The organism is Janthinobacterium sp. HH106 (genome assembly GCF_001758725.1).
GTDB lineage: Bacteria > Pseudomonadota > Gammaproteobacteria > Burkholderiales > Burkholderiaceae_D > Janthinobacterium.
Window position 1 is genome coordinate 236382 of the sequence record NZ_LRIC01000030.1, and the last position, 22889, is coordinate 259270.

The 22889-nt window shown below is 63.1% G+C and carries 19 protein-coding genes and 1 other RNA gene; 18 read left to right on the forward strand and 2 right to left on the reverse strand.

Going from position 1 to position 22889, the window contains the following annotated elements:
- Nucleotides 1-45 precede the first annotated feature (45 nt).
- Nucleotides 46-588: a hypothetical protein gene (locus JAB8_RS14105; RefSeq protein ID WP_070290150.1), complete on the forward strand. Its 543-nt coding sequence runs from the start codon at nt 46-48 to the stop codon at nt 586-588.
- A 72-nt stretch (nt 589-660) separates the two neighbouring features.
- Here the strand turns inward: JAB8_RS14105 and JAB8_RS14110 are convergent, their stop codons facing one another.
- Nucleotides 661-2364 carry a thiamine pyrophosphate-binding protein gene (locus JAB8_RS14110; protein ID WP_070290261.1) on the reverse strand — a complete coding sequence of 568 codons (1704 nt, stop codon included), beginning with the start codon at nt 2362-2364 and terminating at the stop codon, nt 661-663.
- A 240-nt stretch (nt 2365-2604) separates the two neighbouring features.
- Between JAB8_RS14110 and rnpB the strand changes: the two genes are divergently transcribed.
- The 17 genes from rnpB to JAB8_RS14195 all read left to right on the forward strand — a co-directional run bounded on the left by rnpB (nt 2605) and on the right by JAB8_RS14195 (nt 21622).
- An RNA gene (rnpB, locus tag JAB8_RS14115) (RNase P RNA component class A) lies at nt 2605-2944 on the forward strand.
- A 662-nt stretch (nt 2945-3606) separates the two neighbouring features.
- Nucleotides 3607-4035: a division/cell wall cluster transcriptional repressor MraZ gene (gene mraZ, locus JAB8_RS14120; protein ID WP_034748899.1), complete on the forward strand. Its 429-nt coding sequence runs from the start codon at nt 3607-3609 to the stop codon at nt 4033-4035.
- A gap of 9 nt (nt 4036-4044) precedes the next feature.
- Nucleotides 4045-5016, forward strand: a complete 972-nt coding sequence (gene rsmH, locus JAB8_RS14125; protein ID WP_070222499.1) for a 16S rRNA (cytosine(1402)-N(4))-methyltransferase RsmH — start codon at nt 4045-4047, stop codon at nt 5014-5016.
- Nucleotides 5013-5282 carry a cell division protein FtsL gene (ftsL, locus tag JAB8_RS14130; RefSeq protein WP_034748894.1) on the forward strand — a complete coding sequence of 90 codons (270 nt, stop codon included), beginning with the start codon at nt 5013-5015 and terminating at the stop codon, nt 5280-5282. Before rsmH ends, ftsL begins: the two co-directional genes overlap by 4 nt.
- Complete coding sequence (locus tag JAB8_RS14135) at nt 5282-7060, forward strand: penicillin-binding protein 2 (protein ID WP_034748891.1); 1779 nt, start codon at nt 5282-5284, stop codon at nt 7058-7060. Before ftsL ends, JAB8_RS14135 begins: the two co-directional genes overlap by 1 nt.
- 8 nt (nt 7061-7068) lie before the next feature.
- Nucleotides 7069-8577, forward strand: a complete 1509-nt coding sequence (locus JAB8_RS14140) for a UDP-N-acetylmuramoyl-L-alanyl-D-glutamate--2,6-diaminopimelate ligase (RefSeq protein ID WP_070290152.1) — start codon at nt 7069-7071, stop codon at nt 8575-8577.
- On the forward strand, nt 8577-10007 hold the full coding sequence (gene murF / locus JAB8_RS14145) for a UDP-N-acetylmuramoyl-tripeptide--D-alanyl-D-alanine ligase (protein WP_070290154.1): 1431 nt from the start codon (nt 8577-8579) through the stop codon (nt 10005-10007). The genes JAB8_RS14140 and murF overlap by 1 nt, the downstream gene beginning before the upstream one ends.
- A gap of 2 nt (nt 10008-10009) precedes the next feature.
- Nucleotides 10010-11185: a phospho-N-acetylmuramoyl-pentapeptide-transferase gene (gene mraY, locus JAB8_RS14150; protein WP_070222491.1), complete on the forward strand. Its 1176-nt coding sequence runs from the start codon at nt 10010-10012 to the stop codon at nt 11183-11185.
- Nucleotides 11185-12741 (forward strand): UDP-N-acetylmuramoyl-L-alanine--D-glutamate ligase, encoded by a 1557-nt coding sequence (murD, locus tag JAB8_RS14155; protein ID WP_070290156.1) that lies wholly within the window; start codon nt 11185-11187, stop codon nt 12739-12741. Before mraY ends, murD begins: the two co-directional genes overlap by 1 nt.
- Complete coding sequence (gene ftsW / locus JAB8_RS14160; protein ID WP_070290157.1) at nt 12741-13952, forward strand: putative lipid II flippase FtsW; 1212 nt, start codon at nt 12741-12743, stop codon at nt 13950-13952. Before murD ends, ftsW begins: the two co-directional genes overlap by 1 nt.
- Nucleotides 13949-15043 (forward strand): undecaprenyldiphospho-muramoylpentapeptide beta-N-acetylglucosaminyltransferase, encoded by a 1095-nt coding sequence (gene murG, locus JAB8_RS14165; RefSeq protein ID WP_071654415.1) that lies wholly within the window; start codon nt 13949-13951, stop codon nt 15041-15043. The genes ftsW and murG overlap by 4 nt, the downstream gene beginning before the upstream one ends.
- A 10-nt stretch (nt 15044-15053) precedes the next feature.
- Complete coding sequence (murC, locus tag JAB8_RS14170) at nt 15054-16457, forward strand: UDP-N-acetylmuramate--L-alanine ligase (protein ID WP_070290159.1); 1404 nt, start codon at nt 15054-15056, stop codon at nt 16455-16457.
- A gap of 1 nt (nt 16458) precedes the next feature.
- Nucleotides 16459-17427, forward strand: coding sequence for a D-alanine--D-alanine ligase (locus JAB8_RS14175; protein ID WP_070290161.1), 969 nt, complete (start codon nt 16459-16461; stop codon nt 17425-17427).
- Nucleotide 17428: 1 nt separating this feature from the next.
- Nucleotides 17429-18247: a cell division protein FtsQ/DivIB gene (locus JAB8_RS14180; protein ID WP_070290163.1), complete on the forward strand. Its 819-nt coding sequence runs from the start codon at nt 17429-17431 to the stop codon at nt 18245-18247.
- A gap of 49 nt (nt 18248-18296) precedes the next feature.
- Nucleotides 18297-19529, forward strand: coding sequence for a cell division protein FtsA (gene ftsA, locus JAB8_RS14185; RefSeq protein WP_010394955.1), 1233 nt, complete (start codon nt 18297-18299; stop codon nt 19527-19529).
- Between the two features lie 154 nt (nt 19530-19683).
- Nucleotides 19684-20892, forward strand: coding sequence for a cell division protein FtsZ (ftsZ, locus tag JAB8_RS14190; protein ID WP_034784974.1), 1209 nt, complete (start codon nt 19684-19686; stop codon nt 20890-20892).
- Between the two features lie 223 nt (nt 20893-21115).
- Complete coding sequence (locus tag JAB8_RS14195; protein WP_070290164.1) at nt 21116-21622, forward strand: peroxiredoxin; 507 nt, start codon at nt 21116-21118, stop codon at nt 21620-21622.
- Between the two features lie 421 nt (nt 21623-22043).
- Here the strand turns inward: JAB8_RS14195 and JAB8_RS14200 are convergent, their stop codons facing one another.
- Nucleotides 22044-22811: a class I SAM-dependent methyltransferase gene (locus JAB8_RS14200; protein ID WP_070290166.1), complete on the reverse strand. Its 768-nt coding sequence runs from the start codon at nt 22809-22811 to the stop codon at nt 22044-22046.
- Nucleotides 22812-22889: the final 78 nt, after the last annotated feature.

Here is a 22889-nt window from a genome sequence, read left to right on the forward strand (position 1 = left end):
GCGGCGCCAGTTATAATGGCGCCGTTACCCAAGTAAAGGAATGCCATGTATTCATACACCTCGCCGCGCCTGGCCGCCATGCTGGCCGCGCTGCTGCTCGCCGGCGCCACGGGCGCCGCTGTTGCCGCCGTCAAGGGCAAGAAGCCGGCCGGACTGGAGCGCTATGGCGTGGCCGTCTACTCCGACCTGTGCCTGCAAAAGGATAGCGGCGAAATCGGCGGCCAGCGCGTCACCCTTCACCGCTTTGCCGAGGCCGATTCCGTCATCTATGAATTCACGGCAGGCGCCCTGAGCTGGCCTATCGTGGCCAACGACGTCAACCTGGACGCCGCCACGGGCGCTTTCGACTTCACCATCGCCGGCGCCGACAGCGAGGAACGCACCATCGTCGGCAAGTTTTCCAAAGACGGGCAGACCCTGACCCTGGAAGGTGATTATTGCGGCGGCAACGTGCGCATGCCGATGAAACTGAGCCGCGTGCGCGATTTCGGCCGTCCCCTGAAAAACTGCACGCCATGCCCGCCGGTGCCGGAAGCGCCGGCCGAGGCGGCGCCGGCCCAGGAAAGCGCGCCAGCGCCTGCCGCCTGAGTTATTGTGACTTGCGCATGAAAAAGGCCCGGTATCGACCGGGCCTTTGTTATTTCTCGCCTTGCAAGGGGCTTATTTGGCCGCCTGCGCCTTTTCCGCATTCGCGCGGATGGTGGCCAGTGTCGCGTTTGGCGTGATCAGGTTGCCGTCGTAGCGCAGCTCGATCAGGGCCGGCAAGTCGTGCGCCCTGGCATGCGCCAGCGCCCGCTGCAGGGCAGGGGCAAACTCTTCCGTCGTATTCACCACTTCGCCATGCGCGCCGTATGCCTGCGCCAGCGCCGCAAAATCGGGGTTGTGCAGGGTCGTGCCCGACACGCGGCCCGGGTAGTCGCGTTCCTGGTGCATGCGGATGGTGCCGAACATCTGGTTGTTGAAGACGATGATGACCACGCCCGCCTGGTATTGGACGGCCGTGGCCAGTTCCTGGCCATTCATCATGTATTCGCCGTCGCCGGCGAACGTGATCACGGTGCGTTCCGGATGCACGATCTTCGCCGCCACGCCGGACGGCACGCCGTAGCCCATGGCGCCGTTCGTCGGCGCCAGTTGCGTGCGCATGCCGCCGTAGCGATAAAAACGGTGCGCCCACGAGGCGTAGTTGCCGGCGCCGTTCGTCACGATGGTGTCGGTCGGCACCTGCGCCATGATTTCCTGCGTCACCTGCCACAGGTCCAGCGGCGCCTGGCCATCGCGGAAGATGGGCGGCTGCTCCTGGTAGGCGGCCAGCTCGGCCTTCGCTTCCGCGGGCGTATGTTTCCACGCGGAAGCATCGACGGGGGCCATGGCGGCCAGCATGGCGCACACTTGCGGCATGCCGCTGTTGATCATCAGCTCGGCCTGGTAAACGCTGCCCAGCTCCTCGGCGTCCGTATGGATGTGCACCAGGCGCTGGCGCGGCACGGGCGAGTCGAACAGGGTGTAGCCGCCCGTCGTCATTTCGCCCAGGCGCGGGCCGATGGCGATGACCAGGTCGGCATTTTTTACGCGCGCGGCCAGTTTCGGGTTGATGCCGATGCCGACGTCGCCGATGTAGTTCGGGTGGGCATTGTCGAGCAAGTCCTGGAAGCGGAAGGCGCAGGCGACGGGCAGGTGGTTGCTTTCCGCGAACTGCTGCAGGTCGGCGCACGCTTGCGGCGTCCAGGTGGTGCCGCCGAGCAAGACCAGCGGCTGCTTCGCCGTCGCCAGCATGGCGCGCAACTGCTGGAGCTGGGCGTCGGACGGCGCCGCCTGCACGCTCCGGTAGGCGCGCGTGTCGGCGACAGTCGCCATGGAAATGAGCATGTCTTCCGGCAGGGCCAGCACGACGGGGCCGGGACGCCCGCTGGTGGCGACCTGGAAGGCGCGCGCCAGGTATTCGGGGATGCGCTCGGCGCGGTCGATCTGCGCCACCCACTTGGCCATCTGGCCGTACATGCGGCGGTAGTCGATTTCCTGGAACGCTTCGCGGTCGACGAAATCGTTGCCCACCTGGCCGATGAACAGGATCATCGGGGTGGAGTCCTGGTAAGCCGTGTGCACGCCGATCGAGGCGTTGGTGGCGCCCGGACCGCGCGTGACGAAACAGATGCCCGGCTTGCCCGTCAGCTTGCCGTAGGCTTCGGCCATGAAGGCGGCGCCGCCTTCCTGGCGGTTGATGATGAAGCGGATGCCCGAGTCGTGCAGGGCGTCGAGCACATCCAGGTAGCTTTCGCCAGGCACGCCAAAAGCGGTGTCGACACCGTGGATCTGCAGGGCATCGACCAGGATCTGGCCGCCGGTACGGGGTTGTTGCGTCATGTTCGGCTCTTTATATTCTAGTTGGGTGGCAAAGAAATGGGGCAAGCGGTGCGCATGCGCCTGCATGCAGGCGGCTTGCCCCATTCATTCTATGTGAGCCGATTTGGCCCGGCTTTTGAAATGGCGACACCGAATTACACAATCCCCCGGGCCGGAGGCCGACGAGGGGCCCGGCGAACGGTGTCGTTCCCGCACAGGCCTTTTTGCAGAAACTTGCTGCGGCGCGGTACAATGGCGGGTGAAGCAGGCCAGACAGTCGCTGGCCGGCGCAGCAATGCGCTGGCGGGAGGAAGGTCCGGACTCCATAGAGCGGGGTGACGGTTAACGGCCGTCCGTCGAAAGCCGCAAGGTATAAGGCGAGGAATAGGGCCACAGAGACGAGCGTATTAAGTTACGGTGAAACGCGGTAACCTCCACCTGGTGCAATTTCAAATAGGCACGCGATGATGCTGCTCGCGGAGCGTGCGGGTAGAAAGCTTGAGCGCCCGAGTAATCTGGCGCCTAGAGGAATGACTGTCATAGCGCCAACCTGCAAGGGAAGGCGCCGTAACAAAATCCGGCCTATCGGCCTGCTTCACTTGAATTCCTGCTCCCTGGCTTGCCGGGGAGTATCTTGGTCACAGCAGTTTGCATGCTGCGCACCAAGCAAAAGCCCCCGCAACGGGGCTTTTTTTGTTTCTAAAAATATAGCAACGAAGATAAAGTTGTATATACAACTAAAGATGAACAATTGGTTAAAGTTTCTTGGTTCCAATTAATTGCTGCAGTGCAAAAATAATTTTCCCGTGTCAGGCCAGGCCCGGAAAACAGGGCAGGTATGCGCCATGGGCGATTGTTTTTTGCTTTAAACCAAGTCTTTCTCTGCCGCTGCTGACCGTTGTGTCTGGATGACGAAAGTATTGTCATGTGTCAACTAACTGTAAAAAATTCAATTTTTTGATTTCGTTTTTTTCGATGTTTACGGTAGGAAAACACATGTGTGCAGATGAGGTAGCACATTCACTATCTTTCATAAGTATCTAATTTATCGATATATTTTTATTTGAGACTCCTTCAACGATCTGCGCTAAGTCCTTAATTTCATTAATAAAATTCCTGTTTTGCCAATCGGAAACCGCTTGACCACTATCTTTGCTTCCTCTAAAGTGGGCAACTGTGTGAAAAAGTGTGTTTTTGTGGGAAATTTTCCCTTTCCATCGCGATGCGCAAGCGTTGCAAGCCAAGCTCAAAAAAAGGTCTTCCGTGTTTCAAGGCGCGTCCGCAATCAATCTCGATGCCAAAGGCAGGATGTCTATCCCTGCCAAGCACCGTGACGCGCTGGCGATTCAATGCGAAGGCCGTTTGACGCTGACCAAACACCCCGATGGCTGCCTGCTGTTTTTCCCCCGTCCCGTGTGGGAAAGCCACCGCCAGCAAATCGCCGCCTGGCCCATGTCGGCGCGCGCCTGGCAGCGCATCTTCCTCGGCAACGCCGTCGACGTAGAGCTGGACTCGGCGGGCCGCGTGCTGATCTCGCCTGAATTGCGCAATGCCGTCGGGCTGGCGCGCGAAGTCATGATGATCGGCATGGGCAGTCACTTTGAAATATGGGATGCCGCCAAATTGGCCGACAAAGAACAGCAGGCGATCGATGCCGGCACCCCCGATGTACTTTCCAATTTTTCTTTCTAAGGCTCCGTAATGACACAACTCACGGTGCCGGAATTTCAGCATCGCACGGTGCTGCTCGATGAAGCGGTCGATGCGCTCGACCTGTCGGGCGACCGCGCGCACGGCATTTACGTCGATGGCACGTTTGGCCGCGGCGGCCATAGCCGCCTGATCCTGTCGCGCCTGGCCGATGACGCGCGCCTGATCGGCTTCGACAAGGATTTGCAAGCCATCGCCACGGCCGAACAGATTGCCGACCCCCGTTTTCAGATCGTCCATGACAGCTTTGCCACCATGACGGCCAGCCTGGCCGAACGCGGCGTGCAGCAGGTGGACGGCATTTTGCTCGACCTGGGCATCTCGTCGCCGCAGGTCGACGACGCGGCGCGCGGTTTCAGCTTCCGCAACGACGGACCGCTGGACATGCGCATGGATACCACGCGCGGCGTCTCCGCGGCCGAGTGGCTGGCGGTGGAAACCGAGCAGAATTTAGAGAAAGTGATACGCGATTATGGGGAAGAACGGTTTGCTTTTCAGATTGCAAAGGCGATTGTTGCTGGCCGGGCAGTCCAGCCAATTTCAAGCACACGACAGCTTGCCGGCATCGTGGCAGGCGCCGTCAAGACCCGCGAGAAGGGTAAGGACCCCGCTACCCGCACCTTTCAGGCAATCCGCATTTTCATTAACAAAGAGCTCGAGGATCTCGAGATCGGTCTGAACCAGGCGTATGCCTGCCTGGCGCCCGGCGCGCGCATGGCCGTGATCAGTTTTCATTCGCTCGAAGACCGCATGGTCAAGCGCTTCTTCGCCTCGAAGGCGAACGTGGAGCAGCCTGACCGCCGTCTGCCGATCCGCGCGGTCGACTTGCCGCAGCCGGAAATGAAGCTGATTTCGAAAATGAAGCCGTCCGACGCCGAGATCGAGGGCAATCCCCGTTCGCGTTCGGCCGTGATGCGCGTGGCGCAGCGTTTGCCCATTCCAGTTAGTGGCGGCGCCCGATGACTGGCAAGCTGTGTGTCGTGCTGTCGGCCCTGCTGGTGTGCTGCGGCCTGTCGCTGGTGAACGCGCAGTACCAGTCGCGCCACCTGCTGATCGACCTGGAACGCGCGCAAGCGCTGTCGCGCCAGCTCGACATCGACTGGGCGCAACTGCAGCTGGACCAGTCCACTTTGGGCAAGCATGAACGCATCGAATCGATCGCACGGCGCGACCTGAGCATGACGCCGCTGACGGCGGCGCGTACGCAATACCTGACGGAGGGCGAATAATGAAGTTGGGCGGTAATAGCAACGGCCGGGTGGCGGCATCGAAAGGCGTGCCATTCTCGAAGAACCCCGTACTGGCGGTGCGTCTGCCCGTCTGGCGTTCGCGCGTCGTGCTGTTCCTGCTGTTCTTCGCTTTCGCCGGCCTGGGCGCGCGCGCCCTGTGGCTGCAGGGCGTGTCGACGCAGTTCCTGCAAAAGCAGGGCAAGGCGCGCTATGAGCGCACGCTGGAACTGCCTGCCACGCGCGGCAAGATTACCGACCGCAACGGCCAGGTGCTGGCGTCGTCCGTCCCCGTGAAAGCCATCTGGGCCATTCCCGACGACGTGCTGCAGGCGTCGCCCGAAAAAATCAATGCGCTGGCCGGTCTGCTGGAAATGAACGTCAACGAATTGCGCAAGAAGCTCGATTCGGACCGCAGCTTCGTATACCTGAAACGCCAGGTCGAGATGGACGTGGCCGACAAGATTTCCAAGCTCGGCATCGACGGCATCGACGAGCGCAAGGAATACAAGCGCTTCTATCCACAGGGCGAAGTGATGACGCACGTGGTGGGCTTTACCAACGTGGAAGACGTGGGCCAGGAAAGCATGGAACTGGCGCAGCAGAAAACCCTCGTCGGCACCACCGGCAGCCGCCGCGTGATCAAGGACCGTCTGGGCCACATCGTCGAAGACATCGGCTTCATCCACGAACCGCATGACGGCAAGGACCTGACCCTGTCCGTCGACAGCAAGATCCAGTACATCGCCTTCACGCAGTTGAAGGAAGCGGTGGAGAAATTCAACGCCAAGGCCGGCGGCGCCGTGGTGCTCGACGTGCACACGGGCGAAGTGCTGGCCCTGGCCAATTACCCGAGCTACGACCCGAACGACCGCCGCAAGCTTACGGGCCAGCAGCTGCGCAACCGCGTCATGACCGATACCTTCGAACCCGGTTCGACCCTGAAACCGATCACGGTCTCGCTGGCGCTCGACACGGGCCGCGTCAAGCCGGGTACGCTGATCGACACGGGCCCGGGCCGCTACACGATCGCCGACCGCACGATCACCGACACCAAGCCGCACGGCGTGATCAATGTCTCCGAAATCATCGAGATGTCGTCGAACATCGGCACCTCGAAGATCGCGCTGGGCATGCCGTCGCAGGAAATGTGGGAAATGTTTACCAAGGTGGGCTTCGGCCAGCAGCCGAAATGGGGCTTCCCCGGCGCCGTGGCCGGCCGCGTGCGTCCATATAAATCGTGGCGCCCGGTGGAGCAGGCGACCATGAGCTACGGTAACGGCATTTCCGTGTCGCTGATCCAGCTGGCGCGCTCTTATATGATGTTCGCGCGCGACGGCGACACGATTCCCCTGTCGTTCCAGAAGGTCAATGAACTGCCCGTGGGCCAGCAGGTGATCAAGCCGAAGACGGCCGCCGAAATGCGCGCCATGCTCGAACTGGTGGTCTCCGGGGCGCACGGCTCGGCCAAGCGTGCCCAGGTCGCCGGCTACCGCGTGGGCGGCAAGACAGGTACCGCCTATAAGGTGGAAAACGGCCGCTATGCGATGCCGCGCAAATACATCGGCTCTTTCGTGGGCATGGTGCCGATGTCGGCGCCGCGCTTCATCATTGCCGTGATGATCGACGAACCGACCGGCCCCGCTCACTATGGCGGCCAGGTCGCTGCTCCCGCTTTCGCGGCGATTGCGACCAACGCGCTGCGCGCGATGAACGTACCGCCCGATTCTTCCGTTACCGAAATCGTGGTCCCGGCCAATGCCGGCCCGGAGGCCATGTGAAGTCACTCATGACCATACAAGACATCAGTTTGTGGATCAAAACGGCTGCCCCGTCCGGGCAGCTGACGTCCGATTCGCGCCGCGTGCAGCGCGGCGACGTGTTTTTCGCCTATGCGGGCGCCACCGATTTCATCGCCGCCGCCATCGCGCAGGGCGCCGCCGCCATCGTGCATGACGCCGTGGAATGGAACGCCGCATGGAGCGTGCCGCACCTGCTGGTCAGCGACCTGAAACGCCTGGCCGGCCCCGTGGCGCATGCTTTCTACGACATGCCCGACAGCGCCATGTTCAGCGCCGGCGTGACGGGCACGAACGGCAAGACCTCGTGCGCCTTGTGGCTGGCGCAAGCCCTGGCGCGCCTGGGCGAAACATCGTCCGTCATCGGGACCTTGGGCGTAGGCCTGTGCAAGCCGCGCGGCGCCATCGAATTTGACGTCACCGGCTACACCACGCCGGACGCCGTGCTGCTGGCGCGCAAGCTGGCCGCCATGCGCGATGCAGGCGCCAAGGCCGTCGCCATCGAAGTGTCGTCGATCGGCCTGGACCAGGATCGCGCGGCCGGCATGCATTTCGACGTCGCCATGTTTACCAATCTGACGCGCGACCACCTCGACTACCATGGCGACATGGCGGCCTACGAGGCGGCCAAGGTCAAGCTGTTCGACTGGCCCGGCCTGAAAACGGCCGTCATCAACCTGGACGACCCCATGGGTTTGCGCCTGGCGGCGCACGTGGATGGCAAGCTGGCCGGCGAATATCCCGTCATCGGTTATTCCCTGCAGGATGCGGCCGCCTTGCCCGACCTGCCGGGCGTGCTGATGCTGCGCGCCAGCCAGTTTCGCAGCCGCAATGCCGGCACTGACTTCCACCTCGAATGCGCGCTGGGCGTGGCGCTGGTCAAGACGCAGCTGGTGGGCCACTTCAATATCAGCAACGCGCTGGCCGTGCTGGGCGCCTTGCTGGCGCACGGCACCGGCCTGCGCGCCGCCATCGACGGCATCGAATCCTTGCAGCCGGCCCCGGGCCGCATGCAGCAGGTGGGCGGCCAGGAAGCGCCGATGGTCGTCATCGATTACGCCCATACGCCGGACGCGCTGGAAAAAACCCTGGCCGCCCTGCGCCAGGTGGCGCAGGAGCGGGGCGGCCAGCTGTGGTGCGTGTTCGGCTGCGGCGGCGACCGCGATCCGGGCAAGCGTCCGCAGATGGGCGCCATCGCGCAGCTGGCCGATCACGTGCTCGTCACCAGCGACAATCCGCGCAGCGAAGACCCGCACGCCATCATCGCGCAGATCGTCGCCGGCATGCGCGCAGACGGCCCGCAGCCGCAGGCCATCGAAGACCGCGCCGCCGCCATCCTGTCGGCCATCAAGCACGCCGCCAAGCCGGACGTGATCCTGTTGGCGGGCAAGGGCCATGAACCGTACCAGGAAATCAAGGGCAAGAAACTGCCGTTCTCCGACGCCGACCATGCGCAGCTGGCCCTGTCCGCGCGCCTGACCATGATGAGGACGAACTGATGCGCGGCACGCTGACAGAACTGATGCCGTCGCTGGACGGCGCGCAGCTGAAGGGCGACGCCGTTTTTGACGGTGTCTCCACCGACAGCCGCAGCGCCCAAGCCGGTTCGCTGTTCGTCGCCCTGCGCGGCGAGAGTTTCGACGCCCACGACTTCCTCGAGCAGGTGGCCGCGCGCGGCGTCGCCGCCGTGGTGGTCGAGCGCCTGCCCGCAGGCTGGGACAGCGGCAAGGTAGCTGCCATCGTGGTGCCCGATACCCTGGCCGCGCTGGGCCGCATCGCCAACCACTGGCGCGGCCGTTTCAATGTGCCCGTCATCGGCGTCACTGGCAGCAATGGCAAGACCACCGTCAAGGAGATGATTGCATCGATCCTGGCGGCGGCCTTTGGCGAAGAAGCGCGCCTGGCCACGCGCGGCAACCTGAATAACGAGATCGGCGTGCCATTGACCCTGTTCCGCCTGAATGAAGAACACAAGGCGGCCGTCATCGAGATGGGCATGAACCATCCGGGAGAAATCGCGCGCCTAGCCGCGATTGCCGCGCCGACTCTGGCGATGGTCAACAATGCGCAGCGCGAGCACCAGGAATTCATGCATACGGTCGAAGCGGTAGCGCGCGAAAACGGCGCCGCGCTGGCGGCATTGGCCGACGACGGCGTGGCCGTCTTCCCGCATGGCGATGAATTCACGCCCCTGTGGCGCGAGCTGGCCGGCGCGCGCGCCGTCATCACCTTCGGCCTGTCGAAAGAGGCGGACGTGAGCTGCACGCACCGCGCGGCCGAGGATTTTGGCAGCGACCTGTTCGTCAGCGTGCGCGCGCAGGACGGCGCCTTGCGCCAGTTCTTCGTTGGCCTGCAGGCGGCGGGCGAACACAATGTGCGCAATGCGCTGGCCGCTGTGGCATGCGCCGTGGGCGCTGGCATCGCCATCGAACATATCAAGCAGGGCCTGGAGGCGTTCGCGCCCGTGAACGGCCGCCTGCAGAAAAAACGTGCCGCCAACGGCGCCACCATCATCGACGACACGTATAACGCCAATCCGGATTCGGCGCGCGCGGCCATCGATGTACTGGCGCAGGCCGCGGCACCACGCATCCTGGTGCTGGGCGAGATGGGCGAAGTCGGCACGCAGGGGCAGCAGTTCCACGAAGAGATCGGCGCCTACGCCGCCGCCAAAGGCATCGAACACGTGCTGGCGACGGGCGGCCTGGCGCGCCATCTGGTGAGTGCGGCGCAGGCAGCCGCCAGCCAGGAATCGGGCACGGTCGTGGAGTATTTCGAACAGTTCGACGGTTTGCTGGCGGCGCTCGATGCGCATTTGTCCGGCCGTTCGGATGCAACAGTATTAATCAAGGGCTCCCGCTTCATGAAGATGGAACGGGCCGTGCAGCATTTGATTGGTTCAAACAACAATAACAAGGAAGCTCACTAATCATGCTGCTCTGGCTCGCTCATTATTTCCAGGACGACATTGGCCCATTGCGGGTCTTTAACTTCATCACTTTCCGCGCCGTCTTCGCCACCTTGACGGCGATTTTGATCGGCCTGTGCGCCGGCCCCGCCGTGATCCGCATGCTCACGCGCATGAAGGTCGGCCAGGCCGTACGTACGGACGGCCCGCAAACGCATCTGAAAAAACACGGCACGCCTACCATGGGCGGTGTGCTGATCCTCATCGCCATCGGCATTTCCACCTTGCTGTGGGCCGACCTGTCGAACCGCTTCATCTGGCCGGTCCTGATCGTCACGCTTGGCTTTGGCGCCGTCGGCTGGGCCGACGATTACCGCAAGGTGGTGCACCAGGACCCGGAAGGCATGCGCTCGCGCGAAAAATACTTCTGGCAGTCGCTGATCGGCATCGTCGCCGCGTTTTACCTGGCGTTTTCCGTCTCCGTGTCGGAACCTGACGCGGGCCACGTGTGGAACCTGATCTACGCCTGGGTACAGTCGGGCTTCGCCATGGACCTGCCGCCGAAGGCCGATTTGATCGTCCCGTTCTTCAAGACCATCAGCTATCCGCTGGGCGTGTGGGGCTTCATCGCGCTGACCTATTGCGTCATCGTCGGCACCAGCAACGCCGTCAACTTCACGGACGGTCTCGATGGTCTGGCCATCATGCCGACCGTGATGGTGGGCACGGCCCTGGGCCTGTTCGCCTACCTGACGGGCAACGCCACGTATGCACGCTACCTGTTCATCCCGCACATTCCGGGCGCCGGCGAACTGGTGATCTTCTGCGGCGCGCTGGCTGGTTCCGGCCTGGCCTTCCTCTGGTATAACACGCACCCCGCGAAAGTGTTCATGGGTGACGTGGGCGCGCTGGCACTGGGCGGCGCACTGGGCACCGTCGCCGTCATCGTGCGCCAGGAAATCGTCCTGTTCATCATGGGCGGCATCTTCGTCGTCGAAACGCTGTCCGTGATCATCCAGGTCGTCTGGTTCAAGTACACCAAGAAGCGCTTTGGCGCGGGCCGCCGCGTCTTCCTGATGGCGCCATTGCATCACCATTTTGAACAAAAAGGCTGGAAGGAGACGCAGGTTGTCGTGCGTTTCTGGATCATCACCATGATGCTGGTGCTGCTCGGCCTGACCACCTTGAAGCTGCGCTGATGATGTACGACGCTAAAACCGCACTGGTACTGGGCCTCGGCGAATCGGGGCTGGCGATGGCCCTGTGGCTGGCCCGCAGCGGTGCTTGCGTGCGCGTGGCCGATACGCGCGAGGCGCCAGAGCGCCTGGCCGCGTTGCAGGCTGCCGTGCCGCAGGCGCAGTTCATCGCCGGCGCCTTCACGGCCGAGCTGCTCGATGGCGTCGACTTCGTTGCCGTCAGCCCCGGCCTGGCGCCGGGCCGCGAACTGGCTGGAATCGCCCCGGCCGCGCAGGAAAAAAATATCCCCGTGTGGGGCGAGATCGAACTGTTCGCGCAGGCCCTGGCGGCGCTCAAGGCGGAACGCGGCTATGCGCCGAAAGTCATCGCCATCACGGGCACGAATGGCAAGACGACCGTTACCAGTCTGGTAGGCCTGCTGTGCGAGCGCGCCGGATTGGTCACGCGCGTGGCCGGCAATATCAGCCCCGCCGCGCTGGACGTGCTGCGCGAAGTGCTCGATTCCGAGCCCGCGCCGCAGCCGGTGGAGGCGGACGCTGAAGCGGTGGAACCCGTCGCCGGCACCTTGCCGCAAGCGTGGATACTCGAGTTGTCCAGCTTCCAGCTGCACACGACGTTCAGCCTGCAGGCCGATGCGGCCACGGTGCTGAATCTGTCGCAGGATCACCTGGACTGGCATGGCGACATGGCGGCGTATGCCAAGGACAAGGCGCGCATCTTCGGCGAGCAGACCGTGCGCATCCTGAACCGCGACGATGCGGCCGTCATGCACATGGCTGATCCGCTGGCCGAGACGATCACCTTCGGCACGGGCGAACCGGCGGAAGTGGACAGCTTTGGCCTGGTCAATGAACGCGGCATCTTCTGGCTGGCGCAAGCCGTGCCCAGCGAAGAAGTGATCGAGAAAAAACGCAAAAAGAACGATCCGGCGCCGGAACCGGTGCCGACGATGGCCAAGAAACTGATGCCGGCCGACGCGCTGAAAATCCGCGGCCAGCATAACGCCTCGAATGCGCTGGCGGCGCTGGCCCTGTGCCGCGCCATCGGTTTGCCGTTCGCGCCGCTGCTGCATGGCTTGCGTGAATACCAGGGCGAACCGCACCGCGTGGAGCTGATCACGGCCGTGGGCGCGGTCGAATACTACGACGACAGCAAGGGCACCAACGTGGGCGCGACAGTGGCCGCGTTGTCCGGCCTGGGCAAGGCGTTTGGCGGCGCGGAACAGCGCCTGGTGCTGATCGCCGGCGGCGACGGCAAGGGACAGGACTTCTCGCCGCTGGCCGAACCGGTCTCGCGCTATGTGCGCGCCGTGGTGCTGATCGGCCGCGATGCGCCAGCCTTGCGCGCGGCGCTCGAGCCGGCCGGCGTGGACATCATCGACTGCGCCACCTTGCCGGAAGCCGTCAAGCGCGCCAGCAGCCTGGCGCTGGCCGGCGACGCCGTGCTGCTGTCGCCCGCATGCGCCAGCCTGGACATGTTCAAGAACTATGCGCACCGCGCGCAGGTGTTTGTCGACGCCGTGCGCGACATCGCCCTGGAAAACGGACAGGATATCTGATGGCCTTCCAACTGCCCTTCAGCTTTGGTTCCGGCTCGGCTGCCAAGCCGCTGGATAGCCGCGCGCGGCAGTCGAAGATGATGGACTATGACAAGCCGCTGGTGTGGGTTGTCCTGCTGCTCATGTTGCTGGGCATGGTGATGGTGTATTCGGCGTCGATCTCGCTGTCGGACGCGCGCAAGTTCGCCGCCTACACGAACAATTATTTCGTCGTGCGCCAGGCGCTGTTCATCGGCGTGTCGGTGATCGCCGGCGCGCTGGTGTTCCGCATTCCCATCGCGACCTGGCAAAAAATCGCGCCGTGGCTGTTCATCGGCACCCTGGTGCTGCTGGTGATGGTCCTGATACCGGGTCTGGGCGTGTCGGTCAACGGCGGTCGCCGCTGGCTGAATCTGCCGGGCCTGCGGCCGCAGCCGTCCGAGCTGATGAAGGTGGTGATGGTGCTGTACGCGGCCGACTACACGGTGCGCAAGCAGGAATACATGCACAAGCTGACCAAGGGCTTCATGCCGATGGCGCTGGCCGTCAGCTTCGTCGGCTTGCTGCTGCTGATGGAGCCCGATCTGGGCGCCTTCGGCGTTATCGTCTGCATCGCCATGGGCATCCTGTTTTTGGGCGGCGTCAACGCCATCTGGTTCGGCGGCATCGGCGCCATGCTGACGGCGATCTTCGTCACCATCATCGCCCTGTCGAAATTCCGCCGCGAGCGGTTTTTTGCGTATCTCGATCCGTGGCAGGAAGACAATGCGCTGAATAAGGCGTATCAGCTGACGCACTCCTTGATCGCTTTCGGGCGCGGCGAACTGTTTGGCGTGGGGCTGGGCGGCAGCGTGGAAAAACTGCACTACCTGCCCGAAGCGCATACGGACTTTTTGCTGGCCGTGATCGGCGAGGAACTGGGCCTGGTGGGCGTGCTGGTCGTGATCGGCATGTTCTACTGGATTATCAAGCGCGCCTTCGACATCGGCCGCCAGGCGATTGCCATCGACCAGACCTTTGCCGGCCTGACGGCGAAAGGCATCGCCATCTGGATCGGCGTGCAGACCTTCATCAACATGGGCGTGAACCTGGGCCTGCTGCCGACCAAGGGCCTGACCTTGCCCTTGATGAGTTATGGCGGCACGGGCGTACTGATTAACTGTATCGGCCTGGCGATTTTGCTGCGCATCGATTACGAAAACCGGATCCTGATGCGCGGAGGCCGGCTATGAACAACGTGACGAATTTGAAAACGACGAAAAGACTGATGATCATGGCGGCCGGCACCGGCGGCCATATCTTCCCGGGCCTGGCGATTGCGCAGACGATGCGCGCGCGCGGCTGGGAAGTGAGCTGGCTGGGCACGACCCATGGCATGGAGCAGGAACTGGTGCCGAAAAGCGGCATTCCCATGGACGCCATCGCGTTCTCGGGCATGCGCGGCAAGGGCCTGGCGCACACCATCCAGGGCGGCTTCAGGATGCTGGCCAGCTTCTTTGCCATCCGCCGTTTCATCGCCAGCCGCAAGCCGGACGTAGTGATGGGCATGGGCGGCTACGTCACCGTGCCGGGCGGCCTGATGGCGCGCCTGAAGGGGGTGCCGCTGGTGCTGGTCAATGCCGATGCGGCGCTGCTGCTGTCGAACAAGACCCTGGTGCCGCTGGCGCAGCAGGTGTGCTTCGGTTTCCCCGCTGATTTCGGCAGCGCCGCCGGCAAGGCCGTCGTCACGGGCAATCCCGTGCGCGCCGAGATCCTCGCCATGGCGCCGCCTGCCTCGCGTTTCGCGGGACGCAGCGGACCGCTGCGCATCCTGGTGGTGGGCGGCAGCCTGGGCGCGAAAGCGCTGAACGACAGCCTGCCTGCCGCGCTGGCGCTGATGCCGGAGGGCGAACGCCCGCTGGTGACGCACCAGTCGGGCAAGAAGAATATCGACGCCCTGCACGCTGCATATGCGCAGGCGGGCGTGCAAGCGAACGTGGTCGACTTCATCGACGACATGGCCAGGGCGTATACCGAGGCCGACCTGGTGATCTGCCGCGCGGGCGCGATCACTTTGTCGGAATTGACGGCGGCCGGCGTGGCCAGCGTGCTCGTGCCGCTGGTGGCGTCGACCACCAGCCACCAGCGCGACAACGCGCAATGGATGGCGAAGCAAGGCGCGGCGATTCATCTGCCGCAGACGGAAATGAGTGCAGTGTCGCTGAGCACTCTGCTGGCGTCCTTGACGCGCGAGACCTGCCAGCAGATGGCGCAGGCGGCACTGGCAGCAGGCAAGCGCGACGCCAATGAGGCGATCGCACACGTATTGGAAAAATTGGCATGAGGTTAGCTCTGTGAAGCATAAAGTAAACAATATCCACTTTGTCGGCATTGGCGGCAGCGGCATGAGCGGCATCGCCGAAGTGCTGGTCAACCTGGGCTACAAGGTGTCGGGCTCCGACCTGGGCAGCAATGCGGCGACGCAGCGCCTGGCGAGCCTGGGCGCGACCGTCATGCTCGGCCACGCGGCCGAGAACATCGGCGACGCCGATGCGGTAGTGACGTCGGGCGCCGTCCCGCAAGACAATCCGGAAGTGGCGGCCGCGCGCGCGCGCAAGATTCCGCTGGTGCCGCGCGCCGTGATGCTCGGCGAATTGATGCGCCTGAAACGCGGCATCGCCATCGCCGGCACGCACGGCAAAACCACCACCACCAGCCTGGTCGCTTCCGTGCTGGCGCAGGGCGGTCTCGACCCGACTTTCGTCATCGGCGGCCGTCTGACCAGCGCCGGCGCGAACGCCAAGCTGGGCTCGGGCGACTACCTGGTGGCCGAAGCCGATGAATCGGACGCCTCGTTCCTGAACCTGACGCCGATGATCGAAGTGATCACGAATATCGACGCTGATCACATGGACACCTACGAGCACGATTTCGAGAAGCTCAAGCAGGCCTTCGTGCAGTTCACGCACCGCTTGCCGTTCTATGGCCGCGCCATGCTGTGCATCGACGATCCGCACGTGCGCGCCATCATCCCGTCCGTCACCAAGCCCGTCACCACCTACGGTTTCGCGGAAGACGCGCAAGTGCGCGCCATCAACGCGCGCGCCGTGGGCCTGGAAATGCATTTCACCGTGCTGCAGGAAGGTTATCCGGACCTCCACGTGGTGCTGAACCAGCCCGGCATGCACAATGTGCAGAATGCCTGCTCGGCGATCGCCATCGCGCGCGAAATCGGCATCGCCGACAGCGCCACGCAGCAGGGCCTGGCCGAGTTTTCCGGCGTGGGCCGCCGCTTCACGCGCTATGGCGACGTGGCGCTGCCGAACGGCGGCAGCTTCGCGCTGGTCGACGATTTCGGCCACCATCCGGTGGAAACGGAAGTGACCCTGGCCGCCGCGCGCGCCGCCTATCCGGGCCGCCGCCTGGTGCTGGCGTTCCAGCCGCACCGCTACAGCCGCACGCGCGACCTGTTCGAGGATTTCGTCAAGGTGCTCGGTGCGCCCGACGTGCTGCTCTTGTCCGAAGTGTATGCGGCGGGCGAGGCGCCTATCGTCGCCGCCGACGGCCGCGCCCTGGCGCATGCGCTGCGCGCGCGCGGAAAGATCGAGCCGATTTTCGTCGAGTCCATGACGGACATGGCCGACACCATCATGAGCGTGGCGCGCGACGGCGACGTCGTGCTGACCATGGGCGCCGGTTCCATCAGCGGCATCCCGAATCAACTGACAACGTATCAATCTCACACTGTAAAGGCCTGATGTGAACCAAGCTTCAGCTATCGACGTTAAACAATTGGGCAAGGTCGGCGTCCTGTTCGGCGGCCGCTCGGCCGAGCGCGAAGTGTCGCTGATGTCCGGCGCGGGCGTGCTGGCCGCTTTGAAAAGCCATGGCGTGGATGCGCATGGCTTCGACACGGGCGAACGCAGCCTGGCCGAACTGGCCGCTGAGAAGTTTGACCGCGTCTTCATCGCGCTGCACGGCCGCTTCGGCGAAGACGGCAGCCTGCAGGGCGCGCTGGAACAGCTGGGCATCCCGTACACGGGCAGCGGCGTGATGGCCTGTTCGGTCGGCATGGACAAGGTCTATACCAAGATGATCTGGCTGATGCACGAGGTGCCGACGCCGAAGTACGCGGTGCTGGACGACAGCTCCGACCTGGCCAAGGTCGCCGCGGAACTGGGCTTGCCGCTGATCGTCAAGCCGCCGCATGAAGGCTCGAGCATCGGCATCACGACGGTCAACGAAGCGTCCGCCTTCCAGGCGGCCTATGACATCGCCGCCGGCCTCGATGATTCGGTGCTGGCCGAGGAATTCATCAAGGGCCGCGAGTTCACCGTCGCGATCCTGGGCAAGGGCGCCGCGGCGCGCGCGCTGCCGCCGATCGAAATCGTCGCGCCGCAAGGCAATTACGATTACCAGAACAAGTACTTCACGGACGATACGCAGTATTTCTGCCCGCCGCAGCTGGACCCGGCGATCATCGCCGAGATGGAACGCATCGCCCTGGCGGCCTACCGCGCCCTCGGCTGCGAAGGCTGGGGACGGGTCGATGTGCTGATGCGCGCGGCCGACAGCAAGCTGTTTTTGCTGGAAGTGAATACCTCGCCAGGCATGACGGGCCACTCGCTCGTGCCGATGGCGGCGCGCGCGGAAGGCACCAGCTATGAAGACCTGTGCCTGGAAATCGTTTCCGGCGCAAGCCTGAAAATGCACAAGGGACAGCGCTGATATGTGGCATGACGCTAAAAGCCTCAATACGACTGCCAACGGCTTGCTGGCCGCGGTTCTGGTCGTGTGCGTGGCCGCCGGCGTCTGGTGGGTGTCGCAGCGTCCCATGTTCGACCTGCGCACGATCAAGGTGGAAAGCGCGGACGACAAGGGCCTGCGCCACGTGAATTACCTGACCCTGCGCAGCGGCACTTTGGGCCGCATCAAGGGCAATTTTTTCACGACCAATCTGGAAAGCGTGCGCGGCGTGTTTGAATCGGTGCCCTGGGTGCGCCGCGCCAGCGTGCGGCGCGAGTGGCCGAACCAGCTGATCGTGGCGCTGGAAGAACACGAGGCGCTGGGCACTTGGGGCGAAGATGGACGCCTGCTGTCGGTCAAGGGCGATGTGTTTACAGCCAATGTGGCCGAAGCCGAAGACGACCATGAGTTGCCTGCGTTTGCCGGCCCCGATGGAAGCGAGAAGGAAGTGCTGGCCACCTACGTGCAGCTGGCAAAGTGGTTTTCACCGTTGAAGATGGTGCCTGAATCGCTGTCGCTGTCGAGCCGCTATGCGTGGACGGTGAAACTGAATAACGGCATGAGCGTGGCGCTGGGGCGCGAGCAGAATCATACAACCCTGAAAGCGCGGGTCGACCGGCTGGTGGGCATCTACCCGCAGCTGGCAAGCCGGCTGGAAAATATCGACACGATCGATATGCGTTACCAGAATGGCCTGGCGCTCAGTTCAGCCGGCCTGGTGATACCGGCCGAAGGCAAGGATGGCAGGCCGGCGCCGGCGATCAAGAAGAAAAATGGCAGTCCGATTAAAAAACCGGCTTAACCGAATACTCAATTAATCAATTAATAGCCCAAAAAACTAGGCGAAAGAAATGACAAAAGACGCGAAAAACCTGATCGTCGGCCTCGACATCGGCACCTCGAAAGTGGTGGCGGTGGTAGCCGAAGTGATGTCCGATGGGCGCCACGAAGTGATCGGGCTGGGCCAGCACGAATCGAAGGGCCTGAAAAAAGGCGTAGTGGTCAATATCGAGGCCACGGTGGAGTCCATCCAGCGCGCGCTGGAAGAGGCCGAGCTGATGGCCGACTGCAAGATCCGCAATGTGTACGCGGGCATCGCGGGCAGCCATATCCGCAGCTTCAATTCCAGCGGCATGGTGGCCATCAAGGACAAGGAAGTGACGGCGACCGACGTGGCGCGCGTCATCGAGACGGCAAAAGCGGTTAACATTCCGACCGATCAGCAATTGCTGCACACGGTGCCGCAAGAGTTCATCGTCGACAGCCAGGAAGATGTGCGCGAGCCTATCGGCATGAGCGGCATCCGCCTGGAGGTGAAGGTGCATATCGTCACCGGCGCCGTGTCGGCGGTGCAGAACATCGTCAAGTGCGTGCGCCGCTGCGGGCTGGAAGTGTCGGACCTGATCCTGCAGCCGATGGCGTCCGCCGATGCGGTGCTCACGCCCGACGAGAAGGAACTGGGCGTGGTGCTGATCGACATCGGCGGCGGCACGACCGATGTGGCGGTATTTTCCGATGGCGCGATCCGCCATACGGCAGTCATTCCCATCGCCGGCGACCAGATCACCAACGACATCGCCATGGCCTTGCGTACCCCGACCGCGGAAGCGGAAGAAATCAAGATCCGCTATGGCGTGGCCAAGCAGGTCCTGGCCGACCCCGGCGAATCGCTGGAAGTGCCTGGCCTGGGCGACCGCGGCCCGCGCAACCTGTCGCGCCAGGCGCTGGCGGCAGTGATCGAGCCGAGGGTCGAGGAGCTGTTCGCGATGGTGCATCAGGTGGTGCGCGAATCCGGCTACGAAGGCGTGCTGTCGTCGGGCATCGTGCTCACGGGCGGCACGTCCATCATGCCCGGCATGGTGGAAATGGCCGAAGATATTTTCCTGAAACCGGCGCGCCTGGGCACGCCCGAGTATCGGGGCCAGCTGGCTGACGTGGTGCGCAGTCCGCGCTATGCCACGGTATTGGGCCTGCTGCTGGAAGCGAAGAAGCAATACCTGCGCGGCCACATCGTGACGCGTCAGGACGGCTCGGTGAAGGCAGTCTGGCAACGCATGAAGGAATGGTTTTTAGGGAATTTTTAAGGGCATGATTTACGCCCGGCAGTACAGGTTTTTTGGCAGCATCGCAGGTACACACACATAACTTTATTTTATATTTAACCGCAGTTTTCAATCTCCAGTTCTCCTACCAATATGAGGCCTGGCGCTTGGAAACCGCATCTGATAGGAGCACATCATGGAGTTCGATATGGTCGATAACACAGCTTTAGGTACCGTCATCAAGGTCGTCGGCGTCGGCGGTGCGGGTGGCAATGCAGTCCAACACATGATCAACAAAGGCATGTCGGGCGTGGAGTTCATTGCCGCCAACACCGACGCACAGGCCCTGTCGACATCGAAGGCCCACAACATCATCCAGATCGGCGATACCGGTCTGGGCGCCGGCATGAAGCCTGCCGTCGGCCGCCAGCTGGCCGAAGAATCGCGCGCACGCATCGCCGATTCGCTGCGCGGCGCGCACATGGTCTTCATCGCCGCCGGCATGGGCGGCGGCACGGGCACGGGCGCCGCTCCTATCGTGGCCGAAGTGGCCAAGGAACTGGGCGCGCTGACGGTGGCCGTGGTCTCCAAGCCATTCTCGTACGAAGGCCAGAAGTGCATGGACATCGCCGACGAAGGCCTGGAGCAGCTGTCCCTGCACGTCGATTCGCTGATCATCATCCTCAATGAAAAACTGGAAGAGATATACGAAGACGAAAGCATGCTGGAATGGATGCAGCACGCCGATGATGTGCTCAACAACGCGGTGGCCGGCATCGCCGAAATCATCAACGTGCCTGGCCATATCAACGTCGACTTCAACGACGTGAAAACCATCATGGGCGAGCAGGGCAAGGCCATGATGGGCACGGCGACGGCGTCCGGCGTCGACCGCGCGCGCATCGCCGCCGAACAGGCTGTCGCTTCGCCGCTGCTGGACGGCATTGATCTGTCTGGCGCGCGCGGCGTGCTGGTCAACGTCACGGCCAGCCGTGGCTTGAAAGGCAAGGAGATCAAGGAAGTCATGGCTGCCGTGCGCGCGTTTGCCGCGCCGGACGCGTCGATCGCGCAAGGTATCGCCTACGACGACGCCATGGGCGACGATATCCGCGTTACCGTGGTGGCCACGGGCCTGGGCCGCGCGAAGAAAAACATCCAGCTGGTACCGCAGCAAGTGCTGCGCACCGGTACCCACAACAGCCCGCTGACCCCGTCGGCTGCCATGGGTAGCGCGCAAGCGGCGACGACGACGGTTGGCGTAGCCACGCCGGCAGCCGGTTTCGACGGCATGAAGGCACCGGCCGTATGGCGCCGCGAATCGGCTTCCGAGCAAGTGCGCGCGATGGAAAAGAATGGCATGGAAACGTACGACATTCCAGCGTTCCTGCGCAAGCAAGCAGATTAAGGTGATCTGATGTCAGTAACGATGACGGCGGCCTGAGGGCCGCCGTTTTTTTTGCCGTTTTTTGATTTTTGGCTTTGCCTTTCCGGCCGCTTTCTGCACAAATGCGGCAAGTCAGGCATACTATCGCGCAGTGCCGGCATCATGCCGGCAGAACCAGATCACGGGCGCCGTCCGCTCCATGGAGCGGGCGGCGTCCTCAACCGACAGTACACAAGGAGTCAACATGACCATCAAGATCGGCGACACCCTGCCAGAAGGCACCCTGGCCGAATTCATCGAAAGCGAAACCGAAGGTTGCGCACTGGGCCCGAACACGTTCAACGTGCAAGACCTGGTCAAGGGCAAGAAGATCGCCATCTTCGGCCTGCCAGGCGCCTACACCCCGACCTGCTCCGCACAGCACGTGCCAGGCTACGTCAAGCACGCTGCCGACCTGAAAGCCAAGGGCGTCGATGAAATCTGGTGCATCTCCGTCAACGACGCGTTCGTGATGGGCGCGTGGGGCCGCGACCAGAAAGCCACCGGCGTCGTACGCATGATGGCTGACGGCAATGCCGCCTACAGCAAGGCCCTGGGCCTGGACGCCGATTTTTCCAAGCACGGCATGGGCACGCGCTCGCAGCGCTACTCGATGCTGGTCGACAATGGCGTCGTGACGCAATTGAACATCGAGCAGGGCGGCAAGTTTGAAGTGTCGAATGCCGAGACCTTGCTGGGCCAGCTGGCCTAAGCAGATCGTAGGTCGGCGTAGGTCGGCTTAGCGCAGCGTAAGCCGACGAGCGGAATTGGCATCACGTTTGCTCTGGCATTGTTGGATTACGCGCTGCGCGCTAATCCAACCTACGCAATAAAAAACGGCGCCATCGGCGCCGTTTTTACGTTTACTGTACCGATGGCTTGGTCGCTTCGAACATGGCCGCATCGATGCTGAACGAATAGTCGTCCTGCAGCTGAGCCAGCTGGCCTAAGCAGATCGCAGGTTGACGTAGGCCAAGCGTAGGCCAGGCGCAGGTCGGCGTAGGTCGGCTTAGCGCAGCGTAAGCCGACGAGCGGAATTGGCATCACGTTTGCTCTGGCATTGTTGGATTACGCGCTGCGCGCTAATCCAACCTACGCAATAAAAAACGGCGCCATCGGCGCCGTTTTTACGTTTACTGTACCGATGGCTTGGTCGCTTCGAACATGGCCGCGTCGATGCTGAACGAATAGTCGTCCTGCAGCGCGAAATACCGGCGCGCTTCCTCGGGCGCGCCATCGAACAGGTTGCGGATGGCCGCCACGCGCTCGTCCGGCGTGCGCATGCGCGCCACCCACTCGTCGAACTGCATCGTCAGTTTCCATACGCTGCGCAAGCTGTGCGTAAAGCCCGCGTTGTCGAACTTGGCGCCCCATTCGCACGTGCGGTAGTCGCGCACGTGCGAGGCGTCGCGCAGCATTTCCACCGCCTGCAAGGTGCTGTCGTACAGGGCAGTCTTGGGCGCCACGATATCGACCACCAATAACGTGCCGTTCGGGCGCAGCACGCGCCACGCTTCGGCCAGGGCTCCCGCCACGTCGTTCCAGTGGTGCGCGGAAAAGCGCGTGACCACCATGTCGAAGCTGGCATCGGCAAACGGCAGGCGCGCGACGTCGCCCTGTTGCGTGCGGATGTTGTGCAAGCCCCGCTGCGCTCTGGCGTGCTCCACCACGTCGAGCATGGGTTGCGCCAGGTCGTAGGCGACGACGGATGCCGCCACGGGGGCGACGGCAAAGCTGGCGTGGCCGGCGCCGCAGCCCAGGTCCAGCACGGCCGGCCGGCCGTGGCGGCGCGCGCATTCCTGCATCAGCACCAGGTCGGCGCCTTGCGCATGGATCGCGCTGCTCAGGTAGGCATGGGCTGTCTTGCCAAACTGTTCGGTAACGACATCGTGCTGCTGCATGGTTTTCTCCTGTTGATGGGTGAGTTCCTGCAGAATAAGGATAAAATTATCCTGTAACAAGACCATAACTTATACTGG